This is a genomic window from Maritimimonas sp. 2210JD6-3, from assembly GCF_056591795.1.
In genome coordinates this window covers 1-26,398 of sequence record NZ_JBWQOJ010000043.1, presented here as the reverse complement: position 1 = coordinate 26,398, position 26,398 = coordinate 1, and the positions used below count along the sequence as shown (strand labels likewise).

Genomic DNA, 26,398 nt, shown 5'->3' with positions numbered 1-26,398 from the left:
ATTAAAAAAATAAATTTAGTAAAAAAAACGCCTCAATGAGGCGTTTTTTTATGGATCGTATGTATATATTTTTCTACCAAAGAATCAAAATCATCACCATGTTCTAAAAATTTAGTTTTTATAGGCAAGTAGTAAACTTCATTTTTATCTGAAAAAGCACGTACATAATCTTTTTCAGTAGTTAAGATAATTTTTTTATCTGAATTTAATTCAGAAAATTGCTTTTCAATTTTACTATAATCTCCAGACGTAAAATTATAGTGATCTTTGAATTTTAAATATTGAAAATAAACATTTTGTGATTTTAAATATGCAATTAATGGATTCGTTTTAGCAATTCCAGTAACCAATAGAATCTCATAATTTTTCAACTCATTAACCAAGATACTATCTTTTACACCTTTTACCTTATCACTATATGCTATTTTAGTAAAGAATACCGTTTGCTGCATTTCAACATTTAGTTTTTTAGTAATCTCAAACTGTTTTTCTTCAGAAAATGATTCTGGGCATTTTGTAACTATGATAACCTGTGCCCTATTTGCTCCTTTAACTTTTTCACGCAAATCGCCCGTAGGCAACATGGTATCATCTACATATAAGTTGTCATAAGACGTTAACAAAATATTAAATCCAGCTTCTACTTTTCTATGCTGATATGCATCATCTAATAAAATAACATCTAGGTCAAATTGTTCTTGCAAGTGCTTAATCCCATTTACGCGATCAGCATCAACTGCTATAATAACTTCATCTTTAAACTTCGTATAAAACTGCATCGGCTCATCACCAATACTTTGTGCGGATGCATTCTCATTCGCAATAACAAATCCTTTAGATGTTCTCTTATATCCTCTACTTAACACAGCAACTTTATAATTGTCTTTAAGTAATCGAATGAGGTATTCTATTTGAGGTGACTTTCCTGTGCCTCCTACACTTAAATTACCCACGATAATCACTGGAATATCAAATTTTGTAGATTTTAAGACTCCTGTATCATACATTTTATTGCGGGCAGCAATAACTTCCCCGTACAAAACTGAAAAAGGATATAATATTTTGCGTAACAAACTCACTAAACGAAGGTAGTAAATAGATTAATAGCCAACGTGATCTACTATTTCGAGTCCGTAACCAATAATACCGACACGCTTTTTAATATTCGCACTATTCGAAATGATTCTGAGCTTATTTATATGAATGTCATGTAGTATTTGTGCTCCAATACCAAAATCTTTCTCATCGAGTTTAATCCTCGGAACCTCGGTTTTCGTCTCTTGTTGTAAATCTTTAATTAATCCTAGGCGGTTTGCTAAATTAAAAGATTGATTTTCTTGATTAATAAATACTACAGCACCCTTACCTTCTTCGTTAATCAATTTAAAAGTCTGACTAAAACTATCATCGGGTTTAGATGTTAGTAAGCGAATAATGTCGTTATTTATTAAGGTTGAATTAACGCGTACTAATACAGGTTCACTTTCTTCCCAATCTCCTTTTGTTAGTGCAATATGCACTTGGTTATTCGTAGTTTGTTGATACGCTCTTAAGCGAAATTCACCAAAACGTGTTTGTAAATTAAAATCTTCAACTTTTTGAATTAAAGAATCGTGCTGCATACGATAGGCTACCAAATCTTCAATAGAAATAATCTTTAAATCAAATTTTTTGGCGACTTCAACCAATTGTGGTAAGCGTGCCATACTACCATCTTCATTCAATATTTCTACCAAGATTCCCGCAGGTTTAAAACCTGCTAAACGCGCTAAATCAATAGCAGCCTCCGTATGACCTGTTCTTCTTAAAACCCCTCCATTCATAGCCTTTAACGGAAATATATGACCTGGCCGACCTAAATCAAATGGTTTTGTAGTGTCATCAACTAAAGCTTTTATAGTTTTTGCTCTATCGTGTGTAGAGATACCTGTTGTACAACCCTGTCCTATCAAATCGACAGATACGGTAAACTGCGTATGATGCAATACCGTATTATTTTGTACCATCATGGTAAGATCTAACTCTTTACACCTATCTTCGGTTAGCGGAGCACAAATCAATCCTCTGCCATGCATCGACATGAAATTGATCATTTCTGGCGTTACAGCCTCAGCTGCAGCGATAAAATCGCCTTCATTTTCTCTATCTTCGTCATCTACAACAATCACTAATTTGCCTTTTTTAATATCAGCAATAGCTTCTTTAATAGTATTGAGTTGTAGAGTACTTTTTTCTGTGGTTATCATTTTAAATGATTTTATCTTTTCGATTTATTAAATCGTTTGAAAAAATTTGTAATAGGTTGCAAAAATGCATCTATATTGAATATTCCTTTATCTTGAGTAGCTCTACGTGTAAGCAATAAGCCAAATGGCAGTAAAACAATGGTTGCCAACCAAGCTCCAAACGGAGCTGTTAACGTACTCGACCATGCCATATTTCTACCAAGTGTTGAAATAAAGAAATAGATAACAAAGATAATAATTGCTAAAATCATAGGGAGGCCAAAACCTCCTTTTCTTATGATAGATCCTAAAGGAGCACCTATAAAAAACAACACTAAACACGCAATTGAAAATGCTAATCGTCTATGGTATTCTGTATTATAAACATTCAAGAATTTTTGCTTATTCTTAAATGTTTTAGAGAACGATTCTATATCATTAATCGTTCTATCTACATTATTCAACGCATTGTCTAACACAGAAAGTTTACCTATAGAATCGAAATTTTTGAGTATGTCTTTATCTATATCTTTAACAGTTAGCGAGTCGTTAAACATTTTCTTGACCCCACCCCGTAAATAAAAATTCTCTGCTTTATTTGATATAAATTCGTCATAAGGTACTTTTAAAGAATCTGTATAATAGCTTAACTGTTTTAAACTAAGCATCTCTCGATCTTCTTTATAGTTAGCGGCATCAATATTACTTAATTTAGAAATGTCTATGTTTACCACATACTCTTTAAAGTATGTTTTGGTAGCAGGCATACTCTTTGTTTTTTTATATGTATTCTTCTTAGGAATAATCTCTTCATAATGATATCCATTCTGTAATATCAAGGTCATGTATTTACTACCCACATCACTAGTAATTTGACCTTTCTCTGCTTTTATAACTTTATTATTAAAACTGCCTTTATCGAGATCATAATAAATATGAACATCTTTTAACAAATCATTATCTTCACCATACTTTTCTTTAAACTTGATACTGTACCCTGGTAATTCTGTATTAAAAGTACCAGGCACAAAAGCTAATGCTGGCTTTGTTTTTTGCATATCAAGTAATAAGTTTTTGAACTTAAACGCAGCTCGAGGAAACGCATAATTTAAAAACAAAAAGTTTAATCCGCTAAGTACTATCATCATAATTACCAAGGGTCTAATAAATCTTTGCAGTGAGATACCAGCCGATTTTACAGCAGCAAATTCATAATTCTCAGACAGATTTCCTAATGCCATAATAGACGATAATAAAATAGCCACAGGTAATGCCATAGGGATCTGCATCTGGCCTATATATACTAAAAACTTAAGAATGATGAAGATATCAATACCCTTACCCGCAATTTTATCGAATTGTAACCATAACACCTGCATTACCATTACAAAAAGAATGATAAAAAAGGTTGCTAAAAAGGGTATAAGAAAACTCTTTAATATGTATTTATTTAAAATCTTCAAGTGATAGAATATCTTGTCAAAACTACATAAAAAAAGTATCCTATTATTGATAGGATACTTAATTATTTGTAAAAAATATCGTCTATAATTTATTGATAAGGTAACCTTTACTTTTATATTTAGCTTCATCAAAAGTGAACAGATTACTTGATAACTTTTGATCTGGTTGAAACTTTGTCACCGTTAATGTGGTTACCGTCGTGTTTTTACCCGTTTCTATAAGGTTATAAATATGTTTTGTATTTACATCTATTCCTAATAGCACACTTGCGATTGCCGAATTAGAATCAATAGGATTCAACTTTACATATTGTATTTTTCTACCGTTTATGTTATCTAAATGTGCCCAATTGTATCTAAATCCGTTTTTATAAAAGGAAAAGAATTTTGAAGGGGTTAATGTATCATCTTCTTCAGTATCAACTTCAGAAACATTCACCTCTTCATCTTCAGGAATAATTGTATAAATTTTCTTACCATCAAATAACTGATTTGTACCTAAAAAATTTACATTATACAAATCACCTTTCATAGTAGCATTTCCTCTCGTTTCTTGATGTACACCTTCTTTTGTATTGTCTAACACATACTTAAATTCAACATATATATTTTTATATGCATTCATTTTAGCCGACACTTCGTCTAATAATTTTTGAGCTTTATCAGCTCCTTGCGCAAAAGAAATTGTGGTTGAAATCAATAAAATTACTATGGTAAAAAATCTTTTCATTTTAATTGGTTTATTCATTTTTTAATAATTCTTCGAGTGCTAACACATCACTTATCAATACCTGTCTGGCTTTACTCCCTTCAAAAGGTCCTACAATTCCTGCAGCTTCTAATTGATCGATAATACGCCCTGCTCTATTGTATCCTAATTTTAGTTTTCGTTGTAATAAAGAGGCTGATCCTTGCTGAGCATTTACAATGACATGTGCTGCGTCTGCGAAGAGCGCATCTCTATCTGCGATATCTATATCAAGACCTGTGCCACTTTCTTCTCCAAGATATTCGGGTAATAAGTGTGCACTTGGGTACGCTCTTTGAGAACCAATAAAATCAGTTATTTTATCTACTTCTGGTGTATCTACAAAAGCACATTGTAAACGTGTTAAATCATTACCCGTAGAGATAAGCATGTCTCCTTTTCCGATAAGTTGATCTGCTCCTTGCGCATCTAAAATTGTTCGAGAATCTATTTTAGAAGTTACCCTAAAGGCTACTCGTGTTGGGAAGTTTGCCTTAATAATACCTGTTATCACATTCACAGATGGTCGCTGTGTTGCTACAATTAGATGAATACCTACGGCTCTTGCCAATTGTGCTAACCTAGCAATTGGAGTTTCAACTTCTTTACCAGCAGTCATAATAAGATCTGCAAATTCATCAATAACCAGTACTATATAGGGTAGAAATTTATGTCCGTTTTCTGGATTTAACTTTCTAGCTTTAAACTTAGCGTTATACTCTTTAATATTTCGTACATACGCCTCTTTAAGTAAATCATAGCGATTATCCATTTCAATACATAATGAATTCAGTGTATATACTACTTTCGTCGTATCTGTGATTATGGCTTCTTCGGTATCTGGTAATTTTGCTAGGTAATGACGTTCTATCTTATTGAACAATGTTAATTCTACCTTTTTAGGATCAACTAATACAAACTTTACTTCGGCAGGATGTTTTTTATATAACAACGAGGTTAAAACAGCATTTAGCCCCACCGATTTACCTTGACCTGTTGCTCCAGCCATTAGAAGGTGTGGCATTTTGGCAAGGTCAATAACAAAAGTTTCATTTGAAATCGTTTTTCCTAGTGCTAATGGTAATTCCATTTTTGCATTTTGAAATTTCTGTGTTGATAACACTGATTTCATTGAAACGATGGTTGCATTCTTATTCGGTACTTCGATACCTATCGTTCCTTTTCCAGGAATTGGAGCAATGATACGAATACCTAAAGCCGATAATGATAAGGCAATATCATCTTCTAAATTCTTAATCTTAGAAATTCGTACTCCCGCATCAGGTACAATTTCGTACAATGTTACCGTAGGACCAATGGTAGCTTTTATACTACTAATACCAATTTTGTAATTACTAAGCGTTTCTACAATTCTATCTTTGTTAGCTTCAAGTTCTTCTTGATTAATGGTAATATTTTCATTACCATAATCTTTTAACAACTCTAATGTAGGAAACTTATATTCTGAAAGTTCTAAGGTAGGATCGAATTCTCCAAAATCTTCGACTAGCTTATTAGAAAGGTTCTCAATTAATTTATCTTCTTCAAAGGTTTGTTCTACTTCTACTTTAACCTCGTCATGCTTAGCTTCTTCTTTAGGTTCAGTCTTTACATTTTCAAATTCTAATGCTGGGCTTTTAACTTTTTCAGTTTTTTTAATAAGTTCTTCTTTTACTTCAAATTCGATTTCCGAAGCAGGCTTTTCTGAGATCGTTTCTGTTATATACCCTTGTTCAGTAACATCCTCTACAACCGTATTTTTTTTGTTCTTTACAGAAAGTTTTGCCTTTGGTATTTTTTCTTTAACTAAATCTGGTGTTAATTTAAATTTAAAAATTATATAAGCTAATAAACTAAATAGTAATATTAAAAACACTCCAGCTCTTCCAATAAAATCCTTTAAAAAATCATTAATTTCAAAACCAAAAACACCTCCCAACAGCGGTTTCTCAGGAAAGAAAAAACCAAAAGCAATAGCAAACCAAACAGAAAACAAAATTCCCCAAAACCAAACACTTCTAAGTAACTTTAGTTTTAGGTTAAACGCAGAAACCATACCCGTAAAAAAGAGCATGATGGGTAATAGAAACGCAGCTACACCAACTCCTTTGTAAATACTAAAATGACTTATTTGAGCACCTATTTTACCCAGAAGATTTTTAGCATCTACGGCTCTTTTAGAGAATTGAGCTAATTGACTCTGGTCTGCTTGCCAGTTCTTAAAAAATGAAATAAATGACACCAATAAAAAAACACTGAACAACATTAAAAACACCCCAAAAATGAGGTGTGTTTGCTTATTTTTAAAAAAGCGTACGAGTTTATTAGTTTTTTTTTGCTTAGTAGCTTTTTTCTTCTTTGCCATCTACGATACTTATCTCGCAAAAATACACAAAAATATAAGAGTTCATGAACACTTTTACAATCATACTACCAAAACTTAGGTACGTAAATTATGCAGCCAATAATTACAGCAATAATGGCTGCAAATGCTGGTGCCCCAGCCGCTACATCCTTAATAAAACCAATATCTTTATGATACTCTTTATGTACAAAATCTGCCAATTTCTCTATAGCTGTATTCGCTGATTCTGCTACCAATACTAAACCTATGGCTAATAATTGTAGTATCCACTCTACTGATGACAATCCAACAATAAAACCTACAATAGTTATAAGAATGGTTATTACAAACTGAATCATAACACTGGGTTCAGTAGTGACTAACAACCAAATACCCGTTAGTGCATATTTCACACTTTTAAATCTGCTAACCAGAAAATTATCATTCTTATTTTTCAATAGTAATAACTTATTTTGGAATCCTCCAAGGTGGATTTAACCTATTTTCGCCTGCATAATATAAAATGATTTGATTACCATCTCTATCTTTTAAACGCGCCTCTCTCCATAACCAACTTTTAGCATTAGGCATTTCATCAAATTTCAACCCGTTTTCTACTAGAGTATTTACATGATCATCTAGGTCATTACATTCAAAATACACATAGATACCATCTCCTTTAGGCAACTCATCAACTTGATGGATTGAAAAAGTCGCTTTACTACCTTCTGAGCATTCAAATCTGGCATAATACGGTAAAGTTTTTACAATAAGTTTAAGCCCTAATTTTTCATAAAAGGGAATAGACTTTGTTAGATCAAGCGAAGGGATTGTTACTTGGTTTAAATTCACTTACAAACTATTATTCGTCTAACAAAGCTTCTAAAGCTGCTTTATAATTAGGTTCATCAACGATTTCTGGAACTTGCTCTGTATATAATACTTTTCCTTGTTCATCTAATACAACTACGCATCTAGCATGCAAATTTTGTAAAGGACCGTCTGTAATTTCTAATCCGTAATCTTTACCAAAAGATCCTGTAGCATAATCAGATAGATTTTCTACATTTTCGATACCCTCTGCACCACAGAAACGTGCTTGTGCAAAAGGTAAATCTCTTGAAATACACAGTATTTTTGTATTTTCTAGCTCAGCTGCTTCTTTATTAAATTGTCTAACAGATGCTGCACAAGTACCCGTATCTACACTCGGAAAAATATTAAGTACAACTTTAGAACCTTTATAATCGTTTAAAGATGATTTAGAAAGATCAGTTTTTGTTAGTGAAAAATTTGGAGCCTGCGACCCGATTTCTGGTAAATTTCCAGATGTATGAATTGTTATACCTTTTAATGTTATTGTAGCCATTTATCTTGTTTTTAATTATAGACTAAAATACGACTTTTAACTAATACAAATCTTCTTTAATCAAAAAAGGCAGCTAAAAATAGCCGACATTTCCCACTCACTACACACAATTCATTTTACTGCAACAAACTTTTTTTTAACATGTTAATTATTAACTAATTAAATGATTAGAGAAATAATGTTCTCTCAATTTTTGTAGTATTCGCAAGACTTTAACAGACTTTTTAGCGCTTAAACTTTATTAAGTAATTCACAGTTAAAACAATTTTATAAACAGTTTTGAATACTGCGAATTTGTTAAATTATTTGCAATTACAATAATTTCGTTTAAATTCGTCTAGCTATTGAAAAAAGTAAAAGTAAAATTTACTGAACTTGTTTCGGTAGTAAACCCACCAACTATGACTGAAAAACATCATCTTCTAACCAATGATGAGTTTGAAGAGAAATTCGAAAGCTGTACGCTTCCGCATACCTATTTCACGCACGAAGCCCATTTACGATTAGCATATATTCATATTAAAAAATATGGAGTTAAGCAAGCCATAAAAAATATTAGTAATCAGATTATTAATTTTGATGCTAAGTTTGGTGATGGCACAAGGTTTAATAAAAGGCTTACCATAGCTTCTGCGAAAGTCGTTGAATATTTTATGGAAAAAACTTCGGCTTCAAACTTTAAAGACATGTTACTTGAATTTCCGCAGCTGCGAAGCAGTTTCTGTGACATTTTAAGACAACATTATAAGTCAGATTTTTTCAAGAAAGAAAAGGAAGAAGATTATACAGAGGTAGCTGCATTAGTATATAATTAGTGATATTCTTTTTTATGGCCTCTATACTTCTCGGGATTACTCCTGTACTGCCTTCTGAAGATATCGATCGTGATGTTAACTGGTATCAAGCAAAGGTTGGCTTCCAGTTAATTTCTAAAGACACAATGTATGCAGTGCTTAAACGCAATCATTTATTTGTGCATTTACAATGGCATGCAAATACAGAAGGTGATCTGTTACTTGGAGGTTCGGTCATAAAAATATTTGTAAAAATATTCAACCTTTTTTCGAAGAATTTGTGAAAAGGGGCACTGTTTCGAGAGATAAGTTACGTTTGAATACTGATTGGAAAACACATGAATTTGGATTTTATGATCTGAATAACAATGCCATTTTTATAGTTGAAGATATTTAAACTCCAAAAGCAGTTACCACCAGTTTTCTAGTATCTGCATGATTTCTATGTTCACAGAGGTAAATACCTTGCCAGATTCCAAGGTTTAGCTTTCCTTCTGTTATAGGAATTTGCACAGACGACCCCATTAAAGATGCTTTAATGTGAGCAGGCATATCATCAGAGCCCTCAAAAGTATGTTTGTAATACAATGCATTTTCGGGTACCATAATATTTAGATGGCTCTCAAAATCTTGACGTACGGTTGTATCGGCATTTTCATTTATTGTTAAGCTCGCAGAAGTATGTTTAATAAAAACTTGCAACACACCTTGGTGTATTTTACTCAATTCAGGAAGCGGTTCTAATACCAAATCAGTTATTAAATGATACCCTCTGGTAAAATAAGGTAGTCTAAACTCTTTCTGATACATTTTCATGATCTATAATTTTATAGAAACAATATATAAATTTCTGTTTTAAATCAGGTAACTTAGTAACATTCTGAAATAAACAAAAACAATCATCAAAAGAGTCTTTTATGAAATCATTATTCCAAAAAATAAGTATTGCTTTAGCAAAACGTAAGTTTAAAAAGGAAAGAGATATTAGTAGTAATAGAGAGCTAGTAAAAGAAGCAAAATTGTTGCGCGTAAACATCTGGCATAAAGCACATGATATTTTCTTTATTATGTTAAGTATATTCTCCGCAGGGTTTGGCTTAAAAGGATTCTTATTGCCGAATAATTTTATTGATGGCGGTGCAATGGGTATTTCACTTTTGATTTCTGAAACTACTACAGTATCACTTTCATTATTAGTTGTTGTAGTCAATTTACCATTCATAATTTTAGGATATTTTAATATTGGTCGTCGTTTTGCTCTAAAAAGTATCTTGGCTATTTTAGGCTTAGCTATCATTTTACATCTAGTACCCTACCCCATTATTACTTCAGATAAATTATTAATTGCTGTTTTTGGTGGTTTCTTTTTAGGGGCAGGTATTGGCTTGGCGATTCGAGGCGGTGCTGTAATTGATGGCACTGAGGTATTAGCTATCTACTTGAGTAAAAAAACTGGACTTACTATTGGTGATATTATTTTCGTTTTTAATATTATTATCTTTTTAGTAGGTGCGTACGTATTATCTATTGAGGTGGCACTCTACGCCATGCTCACCTATTTTGCCGCTTCAAGAACTGTAGATTTTGTTATCGAAGGTGTTGAAGAGTATACTGGAATTACAATTATTTCGAAAGAAAATGAAAAATTACGATTGATGATTACCGAAAATTTAGGGCGGGGTGTAACTATCTATAAAGGTAAAGGTGGCTATGGTAAAAGCGATGAAGAGCGTCATGATATTGACATATTATATACCATCGTTACAAGATTAGAAATTGCTCGTTTAAAAACCGAAATAGATAAAATAGACGCTAATGCTTTTCTCTTTATGCAAAGTATTAAAGATACGAAAGGTGGTATGATAAAAAAGCGGGTTTTTGGATGAAAAAAAATACTATTTCAAAAAAATAAAGGAATCACAAACTGAAACATTAAGATAAGTAGTCCTACTGCTATAAGATTTAATACTATGCCTGCTCTAGCCATTTGATGCACTTTTATATAACCACTAGCAAAGACGATCGCATTGGGCGGTGTTGCCATGGGCAACATAAAAGCGCAACTACTCGCAATGGTAACCGGAATCAATAAATAAATAATAGGTATGTCTAGCCCAATCGCAATACCCGCAACTACTGGAGCCAAAACGGCCACTAGTGCCACATTACTCATCAGCTCTGTCATGAATAACATTAATACAATAAGCAATGAAGCTGTTAACAAAACACTTATGTTACTCGTCGCAATGGCATTTGAGACAAGATCAACGATACCGCTTGACGACATTCCTTTTGCCAGCGCTAAACCACCACCAAATAATATTAAAATGCCCCAAGCCAATTTTTCGGTGTCTTTCCATTGCAAAATAAACTCTCCTCTTTTTAAGTTAAAAGGTATTGCAAAAATAGCAACCGCCGCCACCATACTTATAATCGTATCTGACAGTTTTAACTCAGGAAAAACAGCATTGATAGCTGTTCTAAAAATCCAGAGAAAAACAGTAATTGCAAAAATTAACAACACCATTTTTTCTTTTGCGGTAATACTTCCTAGTTTTTTTAATTCGTCATCAATAATTGCTCTTGAAGCTTTAAACTGTAAGTTTTTGTTTGGATACATCCATTTTACCAAAACCACATACACGACACCTATCATAAGGGTAGAAAATGGCAAACCGATGGTCATCCATTTTAAAAAAGATATTTCAATATTATATTCATTTTCTAATAAGCCAATCAATACAGAGTTTGGTGGTGTACCAATAACAGTAGCAATACCTCCAGCATTCGCTGAAAAGGCAATACCTAACATCACTGCTAATGCAAAATTTTGATCATCTTTGGTGAAACCATCTTCATCATCTATTAATAATTTTATTACCGATAAGGCAATAGGCAACATGACTACAGTACTTGCTGTATTACTGATCCACATACTTAACAAACCCGTTGCAATCATAAAACCTAATACTACTTTATTAGGAGTTGTACCCGTTAGTTTTATAATATTGAGCGCAATGCGTCTATGTAAATTCACCTTTTCTAATGCTAATGCTAACACAAAACCACCAAAGAATAAAAAGATAATGGGACTACCATAATTCGCACCCACCTCGGCAATGGGCATTACTTTTAAAAGAGGAAAAAGAATTAAAGGCAACAATGCAGTTACTGAAATAGACACTGCTTCTGTGATCCACCAGGTAACCATCCATAGGGCTACACCAATGACAGCGTCGCCATTTTGAGACACCATTTCAAAAGGCAAGTTAATGGCTATTAAAAAAAGTAGTGGTCCAAGAAGAAGACCTATCTTTTTCGAGTTTGGCATAAACGAATATAAATTATTTCAAATAAAAAAAGAATCAAGTTTTTTGATTCTTTTTTCTAATGTTTTCCTTCAGAAAACTTCAACCTTAACTTCTCTTGACGACCTTAATCAATAACCTCAACAAACAAACCTTCTTCGGTTTTGTTGACCTTTGCCAGATTGTTTTTAGTTAGCCCTTTAATGGTTTTATCCCATTTTTTATTACTTAAACCTGATTGTATCTTTAATGTATTCAAGTCAATCTTCTCTTCCTTTTGAAGCAAGGCAAATACTGCTTTTTCATCATCATTTAACGCAACTGAAGATGTTTTTTTCTCTGGTCGCATTTGTGGAAAAAACAACACCTCTTGTATGGACTGATTATTTGTTAAGAACATAACAAGTCGATCCATACCTATACCTAATCCTGAAGTAGGCGGCATACCATATTCTAAAGCACGTAAAAAGTCATAATCGATAAATTCTGTTGCCTCATCATCTCCTTTTTCAGCTAATTTTAACTGTGCTTCGAAACGTTCGCGTTGGTCTATCGGATCATTTAATTCAGAATAGGCATTGGCAATTTCCTTACCACATACCATCAATTCAAAACGCTCTGTTAATTCAGGATTATCGCGATGTTCTTTACACAATGGAGACATTTCTTTTGGATAGTCTGTTATATAGGTTGGCTGTATATAATTACCCTCACATTTTTCGCCAAAAATCTCATCGATGAGCTTGCCTTTACCCATGGTATAATCTACGTCAATTCCCATGCCTTTTGCAGCAGCTCTTAACTCATCTTCAGATTTTCCTGTAATATCAAATTCAGTAAAATGCTTAATTGCATCGGTCATGGTGACACGTGCATAAGGTGCTTTAAAATCTATTTCATGCGCTCCAAAAGTCGCTTTTGTAGTTCCGTTTACAGCAATCGCACAATATTCTAATAATTTTTCAACGAATTCCATCATCCAATTATAATCTTTATAAGCTACGTAGATTTCCATAGCTGTAAATTCTGGATTGTGGGTTCTATCCATTCCTTCATTTCTAAAGTTCTTTGAGAATTCATACACACCATCAAAACCTCCTACAATTAACCTTTTTAGGTATAGTTCATTCGCTATACGCATGTATAAAGGAATGTCTAGACTATTATGATGTGTAATAAACGGGCGTGCCGCTGCACCACCAGGAATAGGTTGTAAAATTGGCGTCTCTACTTCAAAATAACCTGCATCATTAAAAAACTGACGCATCGCATTGAACAATTTTGTACGCTTAACAAAAACATCTTTTACATGTGGATTGACCACTAAATCAGCATAACGCTGACGATACCGAAGCTCAGGATCGTTAAACTCATCAAATGTATTTCCTTCACTATCAGTTTTTGGTAATGGTAATGGTTTTAGCGCCTTTGATAATAATGTAAAATCTTTAACCATTACCGTAATTTCGCCAACCTGTGTTTTAAACAGCTCTCCCTCAACACCTATAAAATCACCAATATCTAGTAATTTTTTATATACCTCGTTATACTTGGTTTTATCTTCACCAGTACAAATTTCATCTCTATTAAAATACACTTGTATGCGTCCATCTGCATCTTGCAATTCTGCGAATGACGCTTTTCCTTGAATACGGCGGCTCATTAAACGTCCAGCAATCGTCACTTTCTTACCATCCGTGAAATGTTCTTTAATCGCCAAAGACATATCTTTCACAGGAAATAAATCTGCTGGATACGGATTAATACCTAACTCTCGTAACTTCGTAAGTTTTTCGCGTCTTACAATCTCTTGTTCTGATAATTGCATCGTGTAATTTTTAAGACAGCAAAATTACACTATTTCTTATTAATTATTAGCACTCAAAAGCTCACTTTTTATTTGGTCTATTCTTGCTTTGAGTTGCGCATTTGTAGGATTAATTTTTAGTGCTTCTTCATAATGCGTCAATGCCTTCTTTTTATTATTTAGTTTTAAATACAGATTTGCCAAACTCATATAAGCCTTTGCATCGTTAGGAAAGAGCATTGTATTTAATCGCAATACATCTATAGCCTTATCTTGTCTATTTGTTGATGTTAAGATTCTTGAATATGTATTTAAAGCATATGTATTTTTCGTCTTAGTTTTATATGTTTCGAGTTGCGCCAACGCTTTCTCATAAAAATCGGGAGCATCAATAATCTCATTAACAGCATCTACGACGCTATAATTCGATTCATAGCTATCATTCAATATTTTTACAATATCATCTTCGAAGGTTGTGACAGGATGTTCCACAATTCTATTCACTTCTTTACCTTTTTTATAAAAAATAAACGTAGGTACACGATGAATGTTTAAGCCTTTTTCTTCACGATTTGGACTTTGTTTATACATATCGGGTGCACTACTTACAGCGATAACTTTAAGTTGGCTCATCGGAAACTTAGCTGCTTCTAGCACCTTGTAAAATCGCGGTATTTCTCTACGACTATCACCACACCAAGTGCCCATAAATACCAAAATGCTATACTCTTTTAGCTGTTTAGAAATCTCAGTGACTAATGCTAGATTTGGCTTGTATTCTTCATGACCACTTAAAAACCATTCTTTATAATTCTTTGACATAAATCCGTCTTTATTTACCTCACCCAGTAAATAGGGTTTTTTGCCATTTTTAGTTATTTCTTTGTTTAAATTTTGAGATTGACTTGAACACGACCAAGTACATACAATGAATAAAATGAATATGCTTCGCATGATATATTTTTTGAAGCTAAAATCAAAAAACACATCGCTAAATGATAAAAATACAAGGTGGAAATAGGGACTAGAACCCTGGTGGGTTTTTAAAAACTATCTGTTGTACAACAACTTAACTTGCTCTCTAGAATCTACATTTAGTTTCTTATAGAGATTATTAATGTGGGTTTTTACAGTACTTACACTTATAAAAATTTCTTGAGCAATTTCTTTATTGGTTTTATTCTGTAAAATTAGATCTAGTACTTTTTTTTCTTGCGCAGTAAGTTGCTCATTTAAATCTTGATATTTTTTTCTCTTTGCTTTTTTTAGTCTAAAAAACAACAGGATATTTAGTAAAATAGAAAGACCTAATAAGAAATAAGTCCATTTTGGGAAAAGGGGCTCTTCGGTTAAAGTCTCTTCTTTATTTGAACCCATAAATTTATCTGAAGCTAATTCACTACCATATTTTTCACTATAAGAAGAGTTCGGGTATTTATTATGTAAGCGATCTAATAATGCGTCATAATAGGTATTCGTTTTAACGTCATTTAAATAATACTCATAAAAATCACCACTTCTATTCGATAAAAATTGATAGCTATATAATTCTGCTAAGGGTTCATCTAATTGCTCTCCAAAATCTTGTAATGTAGAAAACCACTTTTTATTATTTAACCTTCTATTCGCTTCACTTCTATAGCTACCGTAATCATAACGCATTTGTTCTTTTAAAGAATCAATTCTAAAAAGCGCATTTGACGCAGTGTTATTAGACTCTATACTACAAAAGACTTGTTCTTTAAATGATGTAGGAAATACAATGGTATCCTTATTATTTGCAATAAAAATAACCTCTTTGCTTGTTGGGCACTTTCCATTAAAATGATGGTCTGTTAAATTATCATTACAATTATCAATATGAATTCTATAAATTCGATTTTTTAAGTCAAGGTTATTTCCTTTAAATTGAAAATAATTAGAATCAATCACAACCTTAGCAATAATTTGCTCTTCATAGACCCCTGAAATTTTCCTGTAGTCATCCACCACAGAAAGATATGCTGTAGTGTTTGTATCTGTTTCATTTATATAACCTGAAAATGAGTATTGAGCGCATACTGTAACAACAGTAAAAAGCATAATAACTATGGCTAAGATAATTTTGAATTTCATTAGTACGAAGCTAGCAAAAAATATTTTTAAGTAGTAAAAAAAGCTTTGTAACGTTTCTCAAAATTAGACTACGAATACTATAGTTAATTCATATATCTTTGTAACACATAAAATATGGGATGTTTTAGAGTATTATTATCCATTATTTGTCCACCGCTAGCCGTTATCGATAAAGGTTGCGGTTCAATACTAATTGTATTTATTTTGACCTTATTAGGATGGATACCTGGTGTGTTAGCAGCTTTAATCATCTTAAACAACCCAGAAAGATAAACTAGATGAAAATCAAAAGTCTGTTTTTATTCGCAATTAGTGTTATTACACTTACAAGTTGTGCCTTTACGGAAGAAATCTACTTTAACAAAGATGGTAGTGGAAGCTATGCCTTTAAAATGGACATGAGCCAAATGATGGAAGCCATGGGTGACTTAGGTGAGGAAAATGATTCGATACAAAAAACCAAAGAATTTAAAAAACAAGATACCATCATTGCGTTTAAAGACATTTTAGAACAATTTAAAGATAGTATTTCTAATTTATCTGAAGACGAGCAAACTATTATGAAGAGTCTAGAAGATTTAACAATGCATATTCAAATGGATGAAGAAAAACAACAAATGAATATGGATTTTTTGTTCGATTTTAAAAATATTAGTGATCTGAAAAATATCAATGAAAAAGTGCAAAAGGCTCAAGCATTAAGCGATAAAAAGAAAAGTAAAAATAAGATGAATGATATGTTCGACGCAACTACAGATGTAGAATACTCATTCAATAATAAGGTATTTAAACGTACCGTTACATACAAAAAAGGACTTACAAAAGAACAGATTGATGAACAGCAACAGATGCTTTCTCAGGGAAGTGACATGTTTGATGAAGCTACTTATAAAGTCATTTATCACTTTGAAGATAAAATTAAACGTGTCTCAATAAAAGAAGGTAAAATAAGCCCAAATGGAAAATCGCTTACGATAGAAATGCCTATGGATACTATTCTAAAAAATCCGTTTTTACTCAATTTTGAGGTGAAGTTACACTAATGAATACAACTATACAGATACAAGATTTAGGAACTAAAGATTATAAAGAAACTTGGGATTTTCAGGAGGAATTGTTTGATGCTATAATTCAGATAAAACGAAGAAATCGTAATGAGAATTTAACGCTTGAAACACCTAATCACTTTTTATTTGTAGAACATCCTCATGTATATACGTTAGGTAAAAGTGGTGATTTTAACAACCTTCTGCTAAGTGAAGAACAGCTGACACATAAAGGAATTCAATTCTACAAAATAAATCGTGGTGGTGATATTACTTACCATGGGTTTGGGCAGATAGTAGGCTATCCCATTTTAGATCTCGATAACTTTTTTAATGATATTCATAGGTACATGCGGTCTCTTGAGGAAGTTATTATTAAAGTTTTAGCAGATTACGGTATTAAAGGCTACAGAAGTAAAGGAGAAACTGGAGTTTGGTTAGATATTGACACTCCTTTTGCCAGAAAAATATGTGCTATGGGCGTACGTAGTAGTCGATGGGTGACCATGCATGGTTTTGCACTGAATGCAAATACTAATCTGGGATATTTCGATCACATTATACCCTGCGGAATTAAAGGAAAAGCTGTTACTTCTATGGAAGCTGAACTCAATAGAAAAGTTGATATAACTGAGGTAAAGCAAAAAATAGTAAATTATTTTGCTGAAATTTTTGAAGCAGAATTTGTACAACAGAAGCAAGATGCCACTTTTCACATTTCTACTACTAACTTCTGACCTATACCTAGGGTATTTGTTTTAATTCCGTTTAACCATTTTAATCGATCTACTGTCATACTGTATCGTTTTGCAATAGAATAGAAAGTATCTCCCTTTTTAACGGTTATATACCTAGTATCTTTTGGTGCTTTCTTTTTACTAATTTTAGTAACGCCTCCTGCGTATTTATCTTTAAAATCATCAAATCGATACAATTCATAGCGCTCTATCAATGCTATTAATTTCTTAGGATATTTTGGATCAGTAGCGTAGCCTGCTTTTTTTAAACCTCTCGCCCATCCCTTATAATCTTTAAATCGTAGTTTAAATAACGCTGCATAGCGTTTACGTTCATATAAAAACAATGAGTGGTCTCTAAAAGAAGTTAATGGGTGATCATAGTTTCTAAAACATTCCTGGCGTGCATCATCATCATGATAAATACGCCTTCCTTTCCAGCTTTTATGACACTTGATGCCAAAATGATTATTTGCTTTTACCGCCAATCTTCCGCGTCCACTATTCGATTCTAAAATACCCTGCGCTATGGTAATACTTGCCGGAATGTCATAGTTTAGCATTTCAGCAATTGCAATGTCATTATATTCTGTAATATATGCTAAAATACTTTCATTAAGTCGAGGATTCTTACGTTTAAGAGCCTCAACAATAGCATCGGCTTTGGGTACTTTGACTACGGGTATCTCTTTAGGTGGCGTCTTTTCAACAGGTTCACTAACTACTGTTTTTGATTGAGAAGTTTTTGAAATAGTGGTAGGTCGTTTCGTTCCACAACCTACTAACAATAAGACACTTGTTATTGAAATAGCAAAAAAAATCCGTTTCATATTATTCTAGTAGCGTACTATTTTGCTTTTTTAATTTATAATTCATTCCTTCAATACCTTGTAAACCACCAGTATGTATAACCAACACTTTACCACCTTTTTTAAAATATCCTTTAGTCGCTAAATCTACCATTCCGAATAGCATTTTACCTGTATAAATAGGGTCTAAAGGAACATTAGTTTCTCGCTTAAACTTATTGATAAACGTAATTAAATCCTCATTTATTTTACCATAGCCCCCAAAATGATAGTTGCTCATTACTAACCAATTTTTTTTATTAGGAGTTAAACTCTCTATATCATCTTTTAAAAAATCTCCTTTCAACGCTGGAAACCCTAGTATCGTTTGATGAGATTTTGCCGAATTGATGAGTCCAACAATAGTGCCAGCAGTACCTATTGGGCAACAGATATAGTCAAATTTCGCATCCTCTTGGCTGAGTATTTCTTCACAACCTTTAATGGCTAACGCATTTGTACCGCCTTCGGGCAAAAGATAAAAATCACCAAAATTTTGTTTTAATGTATCTATAAAACGAGCGTCTTCTTTCTTCTTATAGGTTTCTCTACTCACAAATTCAAGACGCATACCAACAGATTGCGCATAGTGTAGTGTAGGATTTTCAGAAATCTTGTTTTGTAACTCTTCACCTCGAATCACACCAATAGTTCTAAAATTACATTCTTTACCAGCTCCTGCAACCGCAGCAATATGATTCGAAAAAGCGCCACCAAAGGTTAGTAATAAATCATGCCCTTGTTTTTTAGCTTCTTTAAGATTGTATTTTAGTTTTCGGAATTTATTCCCTGAAATGATTGGGTGCAATAAGTCTTCTCGTTTTATTGTGAGATTAATATCTTTAAAAATAGGTAACTGTATTTCTTGATTTTTACTTTGCATAAAAAGACGCAGCGAAGATATCGAATAATTCTCAAGAGAATTTCGTTTGCTTTTCAAAAATTTTTGATCAAACTCCCAAAATCAAATCCTTTTTCTTACCAATCGTATTCCGTAAATTTACAACCTTAATGCTATACAATGATGTATCATAAATCACCTGAGCTCGAACCTGATGATTTTTATTATTCTGAGCAAGGTTATAAAGTATTTACTGAAAAATACCATTTAAAAAGAGGCTATTGCTGTAAAAGTGGTTGCAGACATTGCCCTTACGGATACGATAACAAGACCAACACAACTAAAAAATAGTTCATGACCTTTCAGGAACACATTTTACAGGGTATTCCAAGTGAATTGCCAACACCGAAACCTTATGATTCGACCATTAACCATGCACCGAAACGTAAAGAAATTTTATCAACTGAAGAAAAACAATTAGCGCTTAAAAATGCCTTACGTTATTTTGATAAAAGACATCATACAGTTCTCGCGAAAGAGTTTTTAAAAGAACTCGACGAATACGGTCGAATTTATATGTATCGCTTTCGCCCAGATTATAAAATATTTGCCCGACCTATTAATCAATATCCAGGGATCTCTTTGCAGGCAAAAGCAATCATGCATATGATTCAAAATAATCTAGATGCTGCCGTAGCGCAACATCAGCATGAATTGATTACCTATGGTGGTAATGGAGCCGTTTTTCAAAACTGGGCACAGTATTTACTAACGATGCAATATTTAGCTCAGATGAATGATGAACAGACTTTAGTTATGTATTCCGGGCATCCTATGGGCTTATTTCCATCACATAAAGAGGCACCAAGAGTTGTAGTTACCAACGGTATGATGATACCTAATTATTCAAAACCCGATGATTGGGAAAAATTTAATGCCTTAGGCGTTACACAATACGGACAAATGACAGCTGGTAGTTATATGTACATTGGCCCGCAAGGCATTGTGCACGGTACTACTATAACCGTATTAAATGCGGGTAGGAAGATAACAAAGCATGGCGAAGGTCTAGCCGGAAAACTATTTGTTACCGCTGGCCTTGGAGGTATGAGTGGTGCGCAACCGAAAGCCGGAAGTATCGCTGGATGCATCACCGTTTGTGCTGAGGTAAATGAAAAAGCTGTTCAAACACGCTACTCACAAGAATGGGTTGATGAAGTAATTTCAGATTTAGATGAACTGGTAGAACGAGTAAAAAAAGCTAAAGAAAACAAAGAAATCGTTTCTATTGCCTACGCTGGTAATATTGTTGATGTTTGGGAAACATTTGATACCGAAAACATTTATATCGATCTGGGTTCTGACCAAACTTCTTTGCATAACCCATGGGCAGGTGGTTACTATCCTGTTGATATTTCTTTTGAAGAAGCGAATACCATGATGGCTGAAAATCCAACATTATTTAAAGAAAAAGTACAAGAAACCTTACGCCGCCATGCTTCAGCCATCAATAAGCATACAGCCAAAGGAACGTATTTCTTTGATTATGGTAATGCCTTTTTATTAGAAGCTTCACGTGCAGGGGCCGATATTATGGCAGAAAATGGTATAGATTTTAAATACTCAAGTTATGTACAAGATATTATGGGGCCTATGTGTTTTGATTATGGCTTCGGCCCCTTTCGGTGGGTCTGCGCCTCTGCAAAAGCGGAAGACTTAGCAAAGACAGATGCTATTGCTTGTAAAGTTTTAGAAGAAATCATGAAACATTCACCCGTTGAGATTCAACAGCAAATGGCTGATAATATTCAATGGATAAAAGGCGCACAAGAGAATAAATTGGTCGTAGGTTCACAAGCGCGTATTTTATATGCCGATGCTGAAGGGCGTATGAAAATTGCCGAGGCTTTTAATAATGCTATTGCCAATGGTGAAATAGGCCCCATAGTGCTAGGACGCGATCATCATGACGTATCTGGAACTGATTCTCCGTTTAGGGAAACATCCAATATTTATGATGGCTCCCAATTTACTGCAGATATGGCTATTCATAATGTAATTGGTGATAGCTTTAGAGGTGCTACTTGGGTCTCCATTCATAATGGCGGTGGTGTAGGCTGGGGTGAAGTAATGAATGGTGGATTCGGCATGGTTCTTGATGGTAGTAAAGAAGCAACGAAACGTCTGAAAACGATGTTGTTTTGGGACGTTAACAACGGTATTTCACGAAGAAGTTGGGCACGCAATAAAGAAGCAATTTTTGCTATTAAGCGCGCCATGGAAGTTGAACCTAAATTAAAAGTGACACTTCCGAACTTAGTTGATGATACTGTATTGAATAATTTATTTTAACCTTAATTGAAAATGAGATATATAAAATTACTTCCAGTACTTGTGCTCTTTTTAGGAATGACATCATGCGTTTCTGTAAAAGTGGCATCTGACTACGATCAGAAAACCGATTTTAATAGCTACAAGACCTTTGCGTTCTATAAAAAAGGAATTGATAAAGCTGAGATTTCAGATCTTGATAAAAAGCGAATTTTAAAAGCTATAGAAACTGAATTGACTGCAAAAGGATTGACAAAATCTGAAAACCCAGATGTATTGGTTAATATTTTTACCAAATCTCGTAACAAAGTAAAAGTATATAATAACAACTTTGGTGCCTGGGGGGCTTGGGGACCTTGGGGCTGGGGTCGTTTCGGTTGGGGTGCTTGGGGTCCGTGGGGCTGGGGTGCATTTAACAATCAACCCGCAGTAAGCACTAGTACAGAAGGTACCTTATATATAGATATTATTGATACTGATAAAAAAGAACTAGCATGGCAAGGTATGGGCACAGGTTATTTACGATCTGCTAAGAATGTAGAAAAGAAAGAAGCTCGTATCAATGAATTTGTTACAGAAATTATGGCCGAATATCCTCCAGGCGCTACAAACTAAAATAGTCAAATTATCTGTTAAGATTTGCCTTTTGCAAGTTCAGATCGACTAAGCGCAATTTATATTTTCTGTTTTATTTAAAACCCCAAAATAACAAATACTTATTTTGGGGTTTTATTTTAATTTGTTATTTCTTTCCAAAAATCACTATAAAAATTAGGACTTTCTAATAAACAAGTATGATTTCCTTCGTTAGAAATAACTCCTCGCTCTAATACATAAATTCTGTCAGCAATATCTTTTAGACTATATAAACGATGGGATATAAATAATACAGCGATCTCCTTTTTCAACTGTTGTAATAACTCCATTGTAAATCGTTCAGTATTTCTATCCATAGCAGATGTAGCCTCATCTAAAATTAACAATTGTGGCTTTTTATACAATACTCTCGCTAGTGCTATAATTTGCTTTTGACCACCTGATAAATTTACTCCCTCTTCTCCCAAAATCGTGGCATAACTTTGTGGAAAGTCTGCTATAAATTTTTCAAAACCATATTCTTGACAAAAATCAATAACATTTTCAGGTTTATCTTCTTTACCTAATAATATATTGTCTAAAACATTTCCGCTAAATATATCTATCTCTTGCGGTATTACACCCACAGTATCTCTCCAGTTTTCGATATCAATTGTATTAATACTATGCTTTTCATTAACTAATATCTCTCCTTTTTCAAAAGCATAAAATTGCTGAATAATTTGACCAAAAGTACTTTTACCGCTACCACTTTCTCCAACTAACGCAATAAACTCTCCTTTATTTATTTTAATATTAATATCTATTAACGCTTGAACATCTGCTTTGTTACCACTTGTTGTAAAACCAAGTTTATTTGCTGCTTGATACAAACCTAACAGTGTTGTCCCTTGTTTTGTTGTACCACTTAATTCTCTTAATTTTTCAAGAGAGCTAGAACCATTATAATACTGAATGAGTGAAAGTAAACAAGCTACACCACAATCTGATTGATCGTGCTGTAATACTAATGATTTATTGAGTAGTTTTTTATTCATAATTATAATTCCTGCTTTTTAGCAGGAATATATTAGTAAATGATCAACCTAAAATATGCCCTTGACAATTCTAAGGGTGATATCACTAGATTAACATATTAATCTACATATTTAAGTATATTTTCTATTTTAGTGACTCCTTTAAATTTTTCTATAAGCTGATTATTGCTAGAATACAATAGCATATACGGAATTGTTTTAGTATCAAATAACTCTGAAAATTGCATTTTTTTATCTTCAAGAAAAACAATATTATTTTTATTAATTAAGTTGTATTGCCTTGCAAACTCTTTAATTATTTGAGATTCTTGATAAGAAACAAATAGTATTTGAACATCTTTTAATTTTTCTAGATTTTCTGATAGCTGCTTGGCTTCTGCATGACAAAAATCGCACTCGGTATTAAAATAAACAAAAAGCTTTTGTCGATTCTTAAAAATATCTTCATGGGTGTAATTATTACCTTGTAAGGTTTTAAAAGAAAAATTAGGTATTGTTTGAATACGATTAGCTACTTCTTTTTTATGGCTTAATTTCTTACCTATAGAAAAACCTAAAAAAATTACAACAAACATCAATAAGACACCAACTAAAAGTTTTATTTTTTTCTTCATATATATTTTCTATAGAAATGGAAACCATTCTAATTTTAAATTATATCTTATCAGCCCCTGTTTTCAAAGGAATGCATTAAGTGTAATTAAGCGTTAAAAACATTACCAAACCTACCCAGATTAATAACCCAGAACCATAACTAACAGCAGTAATTTCTAAATCTTTAGCATAGGTGTTTTTGAGTAATTTATGCATACCATACACTAATACAAAAAAATAAGCTATTTCAAATAAATTTATAGTTTGTAATGGGTAATGTAACCAAGGTTCAATTCTTTCTAAATCTAAAAAATTGGCATAGCTTAGTGGATAATATTGCTGTAAATCTTGTAAGGTATAATCTGTCTTTATAAAATAGAAATAACCAAACTTAAAATACAAAGATAGAACTAGTATAAATTCTCCAACTAATGCTATTCTAAAAAAACTCTTGAAAGACAAATTTTCCTCCATATTATAGAAAAAATTACCAATTTTTAAAGCAAAAGAAACTAAAGACACCCTGAATAAAATAAAAATCGGAAATACTATTAAGTCTATATTATTCCACTTCCTCTGAGTATTCATAATATCAACCATTTGTTCCTTACTTAAAACTTCAGAATAATAGTTAAGAACCAATTCATTAGTTTTTAAATAAAATTTAGACAAAGTAGTTGCTATTATAAACAATATCAACACAATAACATATAGACATGCATTTTTTTTAAATAATTCTTTGTCTTTGACATTACATTAAGGGAATTTTAAATAAGAGATATTGGTTTTATGGTAGGTTTAATGAAACCAATATCTCTTATTAAAAATTACTGTTAATTAAAACTACTCTGAATTTCTACTTTTTTTAAACTTAAGCATACCTAGAAGTAGAGAAATCATCAATAATAAATAGTCATAAATCCCTTGTAACCTATCATTTATAATAAGTCTATAAATAAGGTAACAAGATATTAAACCAATTAGCAGTGTTATGATTAAATTAGATTTAATGATTTTCATAAAAATGAAGTGATAAAAATAAAATCAACTAATCAAAAAGAGCGTGACCAATACTCCAACCGACACAAAATGCAGCCGCATAATTCAACCCTGGTATTCCAAATCTTAAAACCCCCATGGAAGTTACAGCAACACATGCCCCATCAATTGTTTCAATTGGACCACCTCCATTAATTAATTCCAAGTAATTGTTTTCTAATGATTTCATAATTAATTACATTTTACCAGTTCCTAATTCATAACCAACAGCTGCACCACAAGCAGCGGCTCCCGCAGGTGCAGCAATAGCGGCAACACCAGCTATAGTAAACATTGAGCCTATAAAAATAGCACAAGCAAAACCTGAAAGCCAACTATTACCTTTAATTTTCTCCATTTGATTTAATTCTAATGTTTTCATAAAATTAAGGTTTTAAATTTAATAAAATGCTAGATTTCTTTAATTTGTCGCCCATAGTATTACGACGTTTATATAAGATTAAACTTCTAAATAAAATCTTAAAATTATCAAAACTACAAGTCATTAGTCAACTTCTTATATTTTAATATCATAAAAACAAAAGGGGTAAATGCTATTAAATAAGTATAAATATAATCAGAAAAATCCTTATCTTTTAGATAAATATAAAAAGTTAGGATTAAAATAAGGAGTAAATTAACTAGAATAAGAATATTAATTTTTTTTTTCATTAATAAATAATATTAGTGTTTATAAATCCTACCTATTTTATAAAACAAGTAGGATTAATGTAATTATACTTTTGCGTTTAAAATTTCAGTACCACAAGCAGCTGTAATGCCTCCAGCAATGTTAACTATAGCTCCGAGAGTCCAACCAGATATAACAGGGGCCGCTGCTATGGCCGCTGAGACGATTACGGTTCCAATTATTCCAAAGGCTATAGCTGAGGCACAGCTCCCTCCTTCAACATTTTCCATTTGATTTAATTCTAATGTTTTCATAAAAATTAAGATTTTAAATTTAATAAAATGCTAGATTTCTTTAATCTGTCGCCCATAGCATCACGACGTTTATATAAGATTAAACTTCTAAATAAAATCTTAAAATTACCAAAACTACAAGTTCTAAATTAGAACTTTTTCGGCATCCATGAAAATGGTGAATTTAAAAATTCATGGTTTCTGGGTATTGTGCAATAGAAAACCATTAATT

The 26,398-nt window shown here is 32.6% G+C and carries 30 protein-coding genes; 9 read left to right on the top strand and 21 right to left on the bottom strand.

The window, feature by feature from the left end; translation table 11 throughout:
* Positions 1-32: 32 nt before the first annotated feature.
* From lpxK to tpx, 8 genes are all read right to left on the bottom strand, one after another.
* The gene (lpxK, locus tag AC1EUY_RS14195; protein ID WP_480196208.1) at positions 33-1,079 is read right to left on the bottom strand and encodes a tetraacyldisaccharide 4'-kinase; all 1,047 of its coding nucleotides are present in this window, start codon (positions 1,077-1,079) and stop codon (positions 33-35) included.
* A gap of 21 nt (positions 1,080-1,100) precedes the next feature.
* The gene (gene ribB, locus AC1EUY_RS14190; protein WP_480196207.1) at positions 1,101-2,246 is read right to left on the bottom strand and encodes a 3,4-dihydroxy-2-butanone-4-phosphate synthase; all 1,146 of its coding nucleotides are present in this window, start codon (positions 2,244-2,246) and stop codon (positions 1,101-1,103) included.
* An 11-nt stretch (positions 2,247-2,257) separates the two neighbouring features.
* Entirely contained in the window at positions 2,258-3,688 is a 1,431-nt protein-coding gene (locus AC1EUY_RS14185; RefSeq protein ID WP_480196206.1) for an LptF/LptG family permease, read from the bottom strand.
* An 82-nt stretch (positions 3,689-3,770) separates the two neighbouring features.
* Positions 3,771-4,418, bottom strand: a complete 648-nt coding sequence (gene lolA1 / locus AC1EUY_RS14180) for an outer membrane lipoprotein periplasmic chaperone LolA1 (protein ID WP_480196205.1) — start codon at positions 4,416-4,418, stop codon at positions 3,771-3,773.
* Positions 4,419-4,428: 10 nt separating this feature from the next.
* A complete protein-coding gene (locus AC1EUY_RS14175) occupies positions 4,429-6,801 on the bottom strand; it encodes a DNA translocase FtsK (protein ID WP_480196204.1) in 2,373 nt (790 codons plus the stop codon).
* Positions 6,802-6,866: 65 nt separating this feature from the next.
* A complete protein-coding gene (locus AC1EUY_RS14170; protein WP_480196203.1) occupies positions 6,867-7,238 on the bottom strand; it encodes a diacylglycerol kinase family protein in 372 nt (123 codons plus the stop codon).
* 10 nt (positions 7,239-7,248) lie between these two features.
* A complete protein-coding gene (locus AC1EUY_RS14165; protein ID WP_480196202.1) occupies positions 7,249-7,632 on the bottom strand; it encodes a VOC family protein in 384 nt (127 codons plus the stop codon).
* Positions 7,633-7,642: 10 nt separating this feature from the next.
* The gene (tpx, locus tag AC1EUY_RS14160; RefSeq protein WP_480196201.1) at positions 7,643-8,149 is read right to left on the bottom strand and encodes a thiol peroxidase; all 507 of its coding nucleotides are present in this window, start codon (positions 8,147-8,149) and stop codon (positions 7,643-7,645) included.
* Positions 8,150-8,493: 344 nt separating this feature from the next.
* On the opposite strand from tpx, the gene AC1EUY_RS14155 reads away from it, so the two are divergent.
* Positions 8,494-8,964 (top strand): hypothetical protein, encoded by a 471-nt coding sequence (locus AC1EUY_RS14155; protein ID WP_480196200.1) that lies wholly within the window; start codon positions 8,494-8,496, stop codon positions 8,962-8,964.
* A 14-nt stretch (positions 8,965-8,978) separates the two neighbouring features.
* Positions 8,979-9,227 (top strand): VOC family protein, encoded by a 249-nt coding sequence (locus AC1EUY_RS14150; RefSeq protein ID WP_480196199.1) that lies wholly within the window; start codon positions 8,979-8,981, stop codon positions 9,225-9,227.
* A 109-nt stretch (positions 9,228-9,336) separates the two neighbouring features.
* Here the strand turns inward: AC1EUY_RS14150 and AC1EUY_RS14145 are convergent, their stop codons facing one another.
* On the bottom strand, positions 9,337-9,759 hold the full coding sequence (locus AC1EUY_RS14145) for a secondary thiamine-phosphate synthase enzyme YjbQ (protein WP_480196198.1): 423 nt from the start codon (positions 9,757-9,759) through the stop codon (positions 9,337-9,339).
* Positions 9,760-9,860: 101 nt separating this feature from the next.
* Between AC1EUY_RS14145 and AC1EUY_RS14140 the strand changes: the two genes are divergently transcribed.
* Positions 9,861-10,829: a YitT family protein gene (locus AC1EUY_RS14140; RefSeq protein WP_480196197.1), complete on the top strand. Its 969-nt coding sequence runs from the start codon at positions 9,861-9,863 to the stop codon at positions 10,827-10,829.
* Between the two features lie 14 nt (positions 10,830-10,843).
* Here the strand turns inward: AC1EUY_RS14140 and AC1EUY_RS14135 are convergent, their stop codons facing one another.
* The 4 genes from AC1EUY_RS14135 to AC1EUY_RS14120 all read right to left on the bottom strand — a co-directional run bounded on the left by AC1EUY_RS14135 (position 10,844) and on the right by AC1EUY_RS14120 (position 16,173).
* A complete protein-coding gene (locus tag AC1EUY_RS14135) occupies positions 10,844-12,274 on the bottom strand; it encodes an SLC13 family permease (RefSeq protein ID WP_480196196.1) in 1,431 nt (476 codons plus the stop codon).
* A 104-nt stretch (positions 12,275-12,378) separates the two neighbouring features.
* Positions 12,379-14,079: a lysine--tRNA ligase gene (lysS, locus tag AC1EUY_RS14130; protein ID WP_480196195.1), complete on the bottom strand. Its 1,701-nt coding sequence runs from the start codon at positions 14,077-14,079 to the stop codon at positions 12,379-12,381.
* A gap of 39 nt (positions 14,080-14,118) precedes the next feature.
* A complete protein-coding gene (locus AC1EUY_RS14125; RefSeq protein ID WP_480196194.1) occupies positions 14,119-15,012 on the bottom strand; it encodes a tetratricopeptide repeat protein in 894 nt (297 codons plus the stop codon).
* A gap of 96 nt (positions 15,013-15,108) precedes the next feature.
* Positions 15,109-16,173, bottom strand: a complete 1,065-nt coding sequence (locus AC1EUY_RS14120; protein WP_480196193.1) for a response regulator transcription factor — start codon at positions 16,171-16,173, stop codon at positions 15,109-15,111.
* A 114-nt stretch (positions 16,174-16,287) separates the two neighbouring features.
* Here AC1EUY_RS14120 and AC1EUY_RS14115 point away from each other — a divergent pair, with 114 nt between their 5' ends.
* The 3 genes from AC1EUY_RS14115 to lipB are packed head-to-tail and all read left to right on the top strand — an operon-like array spanning position 16,288 to position 17,956.
* Positions 16,288-16,446: a YqaE/Pmp3 family membrane protein gene (locus AC1EUY_RS14115; RefSeq protein ID WP_480196192.1), complete on the top strand. Its 159-nt coding sequence runs from the start codon at positions 16,288-16,290 to the stop codon at positions 16,444-16,446.
* 5 nt (positions 16,447-16,451) lie between these two features.
* Positions 16,452-17,216, top strand: coding sequence for a hypothetical protein (locus tag AC1EUY_RS14110; protein ID WP_480196191.1), 765 nt, complete (start codon positions 16,452-16,454; stop codon positions 17,214-17,216).
* Positions 17,216-17,956, top strand: coding sequence for a lipoyl(octanoyl) transferase LipB (gene lipB, locus AC1EUY_RS14105; RefSeq protein ID WP_480196190.1), 741 nt, complete (start codon positions 17,216-17,218; stop codon positions 17,954-17,956). Before AC1EUY_RS14110 ends, lipB begins: the two co-directional genes overlap by 1 nt.
* On the opposite strand, the gene AC1EUY_RS14100 is transcribed toward lipB, so the two are convergent.
* Both AC1EUY_RS14100 and AC1EUY_RS14095 read right to left on the bottom strand, forming a co-directional pair.
* A complete protein-coding gene (locus AC1EUY_RS14100; protein WP_480196189.1) occupies positions 17,932-18,786 on the bottom strand; it encodes a glucosaminidase domain-containing protein in 855 nt (284 codons plus the stop codon). The genes lipB and AC1EUY_RS14100 overlap by 25 nt on opposite strands.
* Position 18,787: 1 nt before the next feature.
* On the bottom strand, positions 18,788-19,687 hold the full coding sequence (locus tag AC1EUY_RS14095) for a 1-aminocyclopropane-1-carboxylate deaminase/D-cysteine desulfhydrase (RefSeq protein ID WP_480196210.1): 900 nt from the start codon (positions 19,685-19,687) through the stop codon (positions 18,788-18,790).
* A 141-nt stretch (positions 19,688-19,828) separates the two neighbouring features.
* On the opposite strand from AC1EUY_RS14095, the gene AC1EUY_RS14090 reads away from it, so the two are divergent.
* From AC1EUY_RS14090 to AC1EUY_RS14080, 3 genes are read left to right on the top strand one after another with little or no spacing between them, the layout of a single operon-like run.
* A complete protein-coding gene (locus AC1EUY_RS14090) occupies positions 19,829-19,996 on the top strand; it encodes a C1orf53 family protein (RefSeq protein WP_480196209.1) in 168 nt (55 codons plus the stop codon).
* Positions 19,997-19,999: 3 nt separating this feature from the next.
* Complete coding sequence (locus tag AC1EUY_RS14085; RefSeq protein ID WP_480196188.1) at positions 20,000-21,997, top strand: urocanate hydratase; 1,998 nt, start codon at positions 20,000-20,002, stop codon at positions 21,995-21,997.
* A gap of 12 nt (positions 21,998-22,009) precedes the next feature.
* Complete coding sequence (locus tag AC1EUY_RS14080; protein ID WP_480196187.1) at positions 22,010-22,591, top strand: DUF4136 domain-containing protein; 582 nt, start codon at positions 22,010-22,012, stop codon at positions 22,589-22,591.
* 119 nt (positions 22,592-22,710) lie between these two features.
* Here the strand turns inward: AC1EUY_RS14080 and AC1EUY_RS14075 are convergent, their stop codons facing one another.
* From AC1EUY_RS14075 to AC1EUY_RS14050, 6 genes are all read right to left on the bottom strand, one after another.
* Positions 22,711-23,610 (bottom strand): ATP-binding cassette domain-containing protein, encoded by a 900-nt coding sequence (locus AC1EUY_RS14075; protein ID WP_480196186.1) that lies wholly within the window; start codon positions 23,608-23,610, stop codon positions 22,711-22,713.
* Between the two features lie 98 nt (positions 23,611-23,708).
* On the bottom strand, positions 23,709-24,224 hold the full coding sequence (locus AC1EUY_RS14070) for a TlpA family protein disulfide reductase (RefSeq protein ID WP_480196185.1): 516 nt from the start codon (positions 24,222-24,224) through the stop codon (positions 23,709-23,711).
* A gap of 76 nt (positions 24,225-24,300) precedes the next feature.
* Positions 24,301-24,876, bottom strand: a complete 576-nt coding sequence (locus tag AC1EUY_RS14065) for a hypothetical protein (RefSeq protein ID WP_480196184.1) — start codon at positions 24,874-24,876, stop codon at positions 24,301-24,303.
* Between the two features lie 376 nt (positions 24,877-25,252).
* Entirely contained in the window at positions 25,253-25,432 is a 180-nt protein-coding gene (locus tag AC1EUY_RS14060; protein ID WP_480196183.1) for a hypothetical protein, read from the bottom strand.
* Positions 25,433-25,438: 6 nt separating this feature from the next.
* Entirely contained in the window at positions 25,439-25,624 is a 186-nt protein-coding gene (locus AC1EUY_RS14055) for a hypothetical protein (protein WP_480196182.1), read from the bottom strand.
* Positions 25,625-25,977: 353 nt separating this feature from the next.
* A complete protein-coding gene (locus AC1EUY_RS14050; protein WP_480196181.1) occupies positions 25,978-26,187 on the bottom strand; it encodes a hypothetical protein in 210 nt (69 codons plus the stop codon).
* Positions 26,188-26,398: the final 211 nt, after the last annotated feature.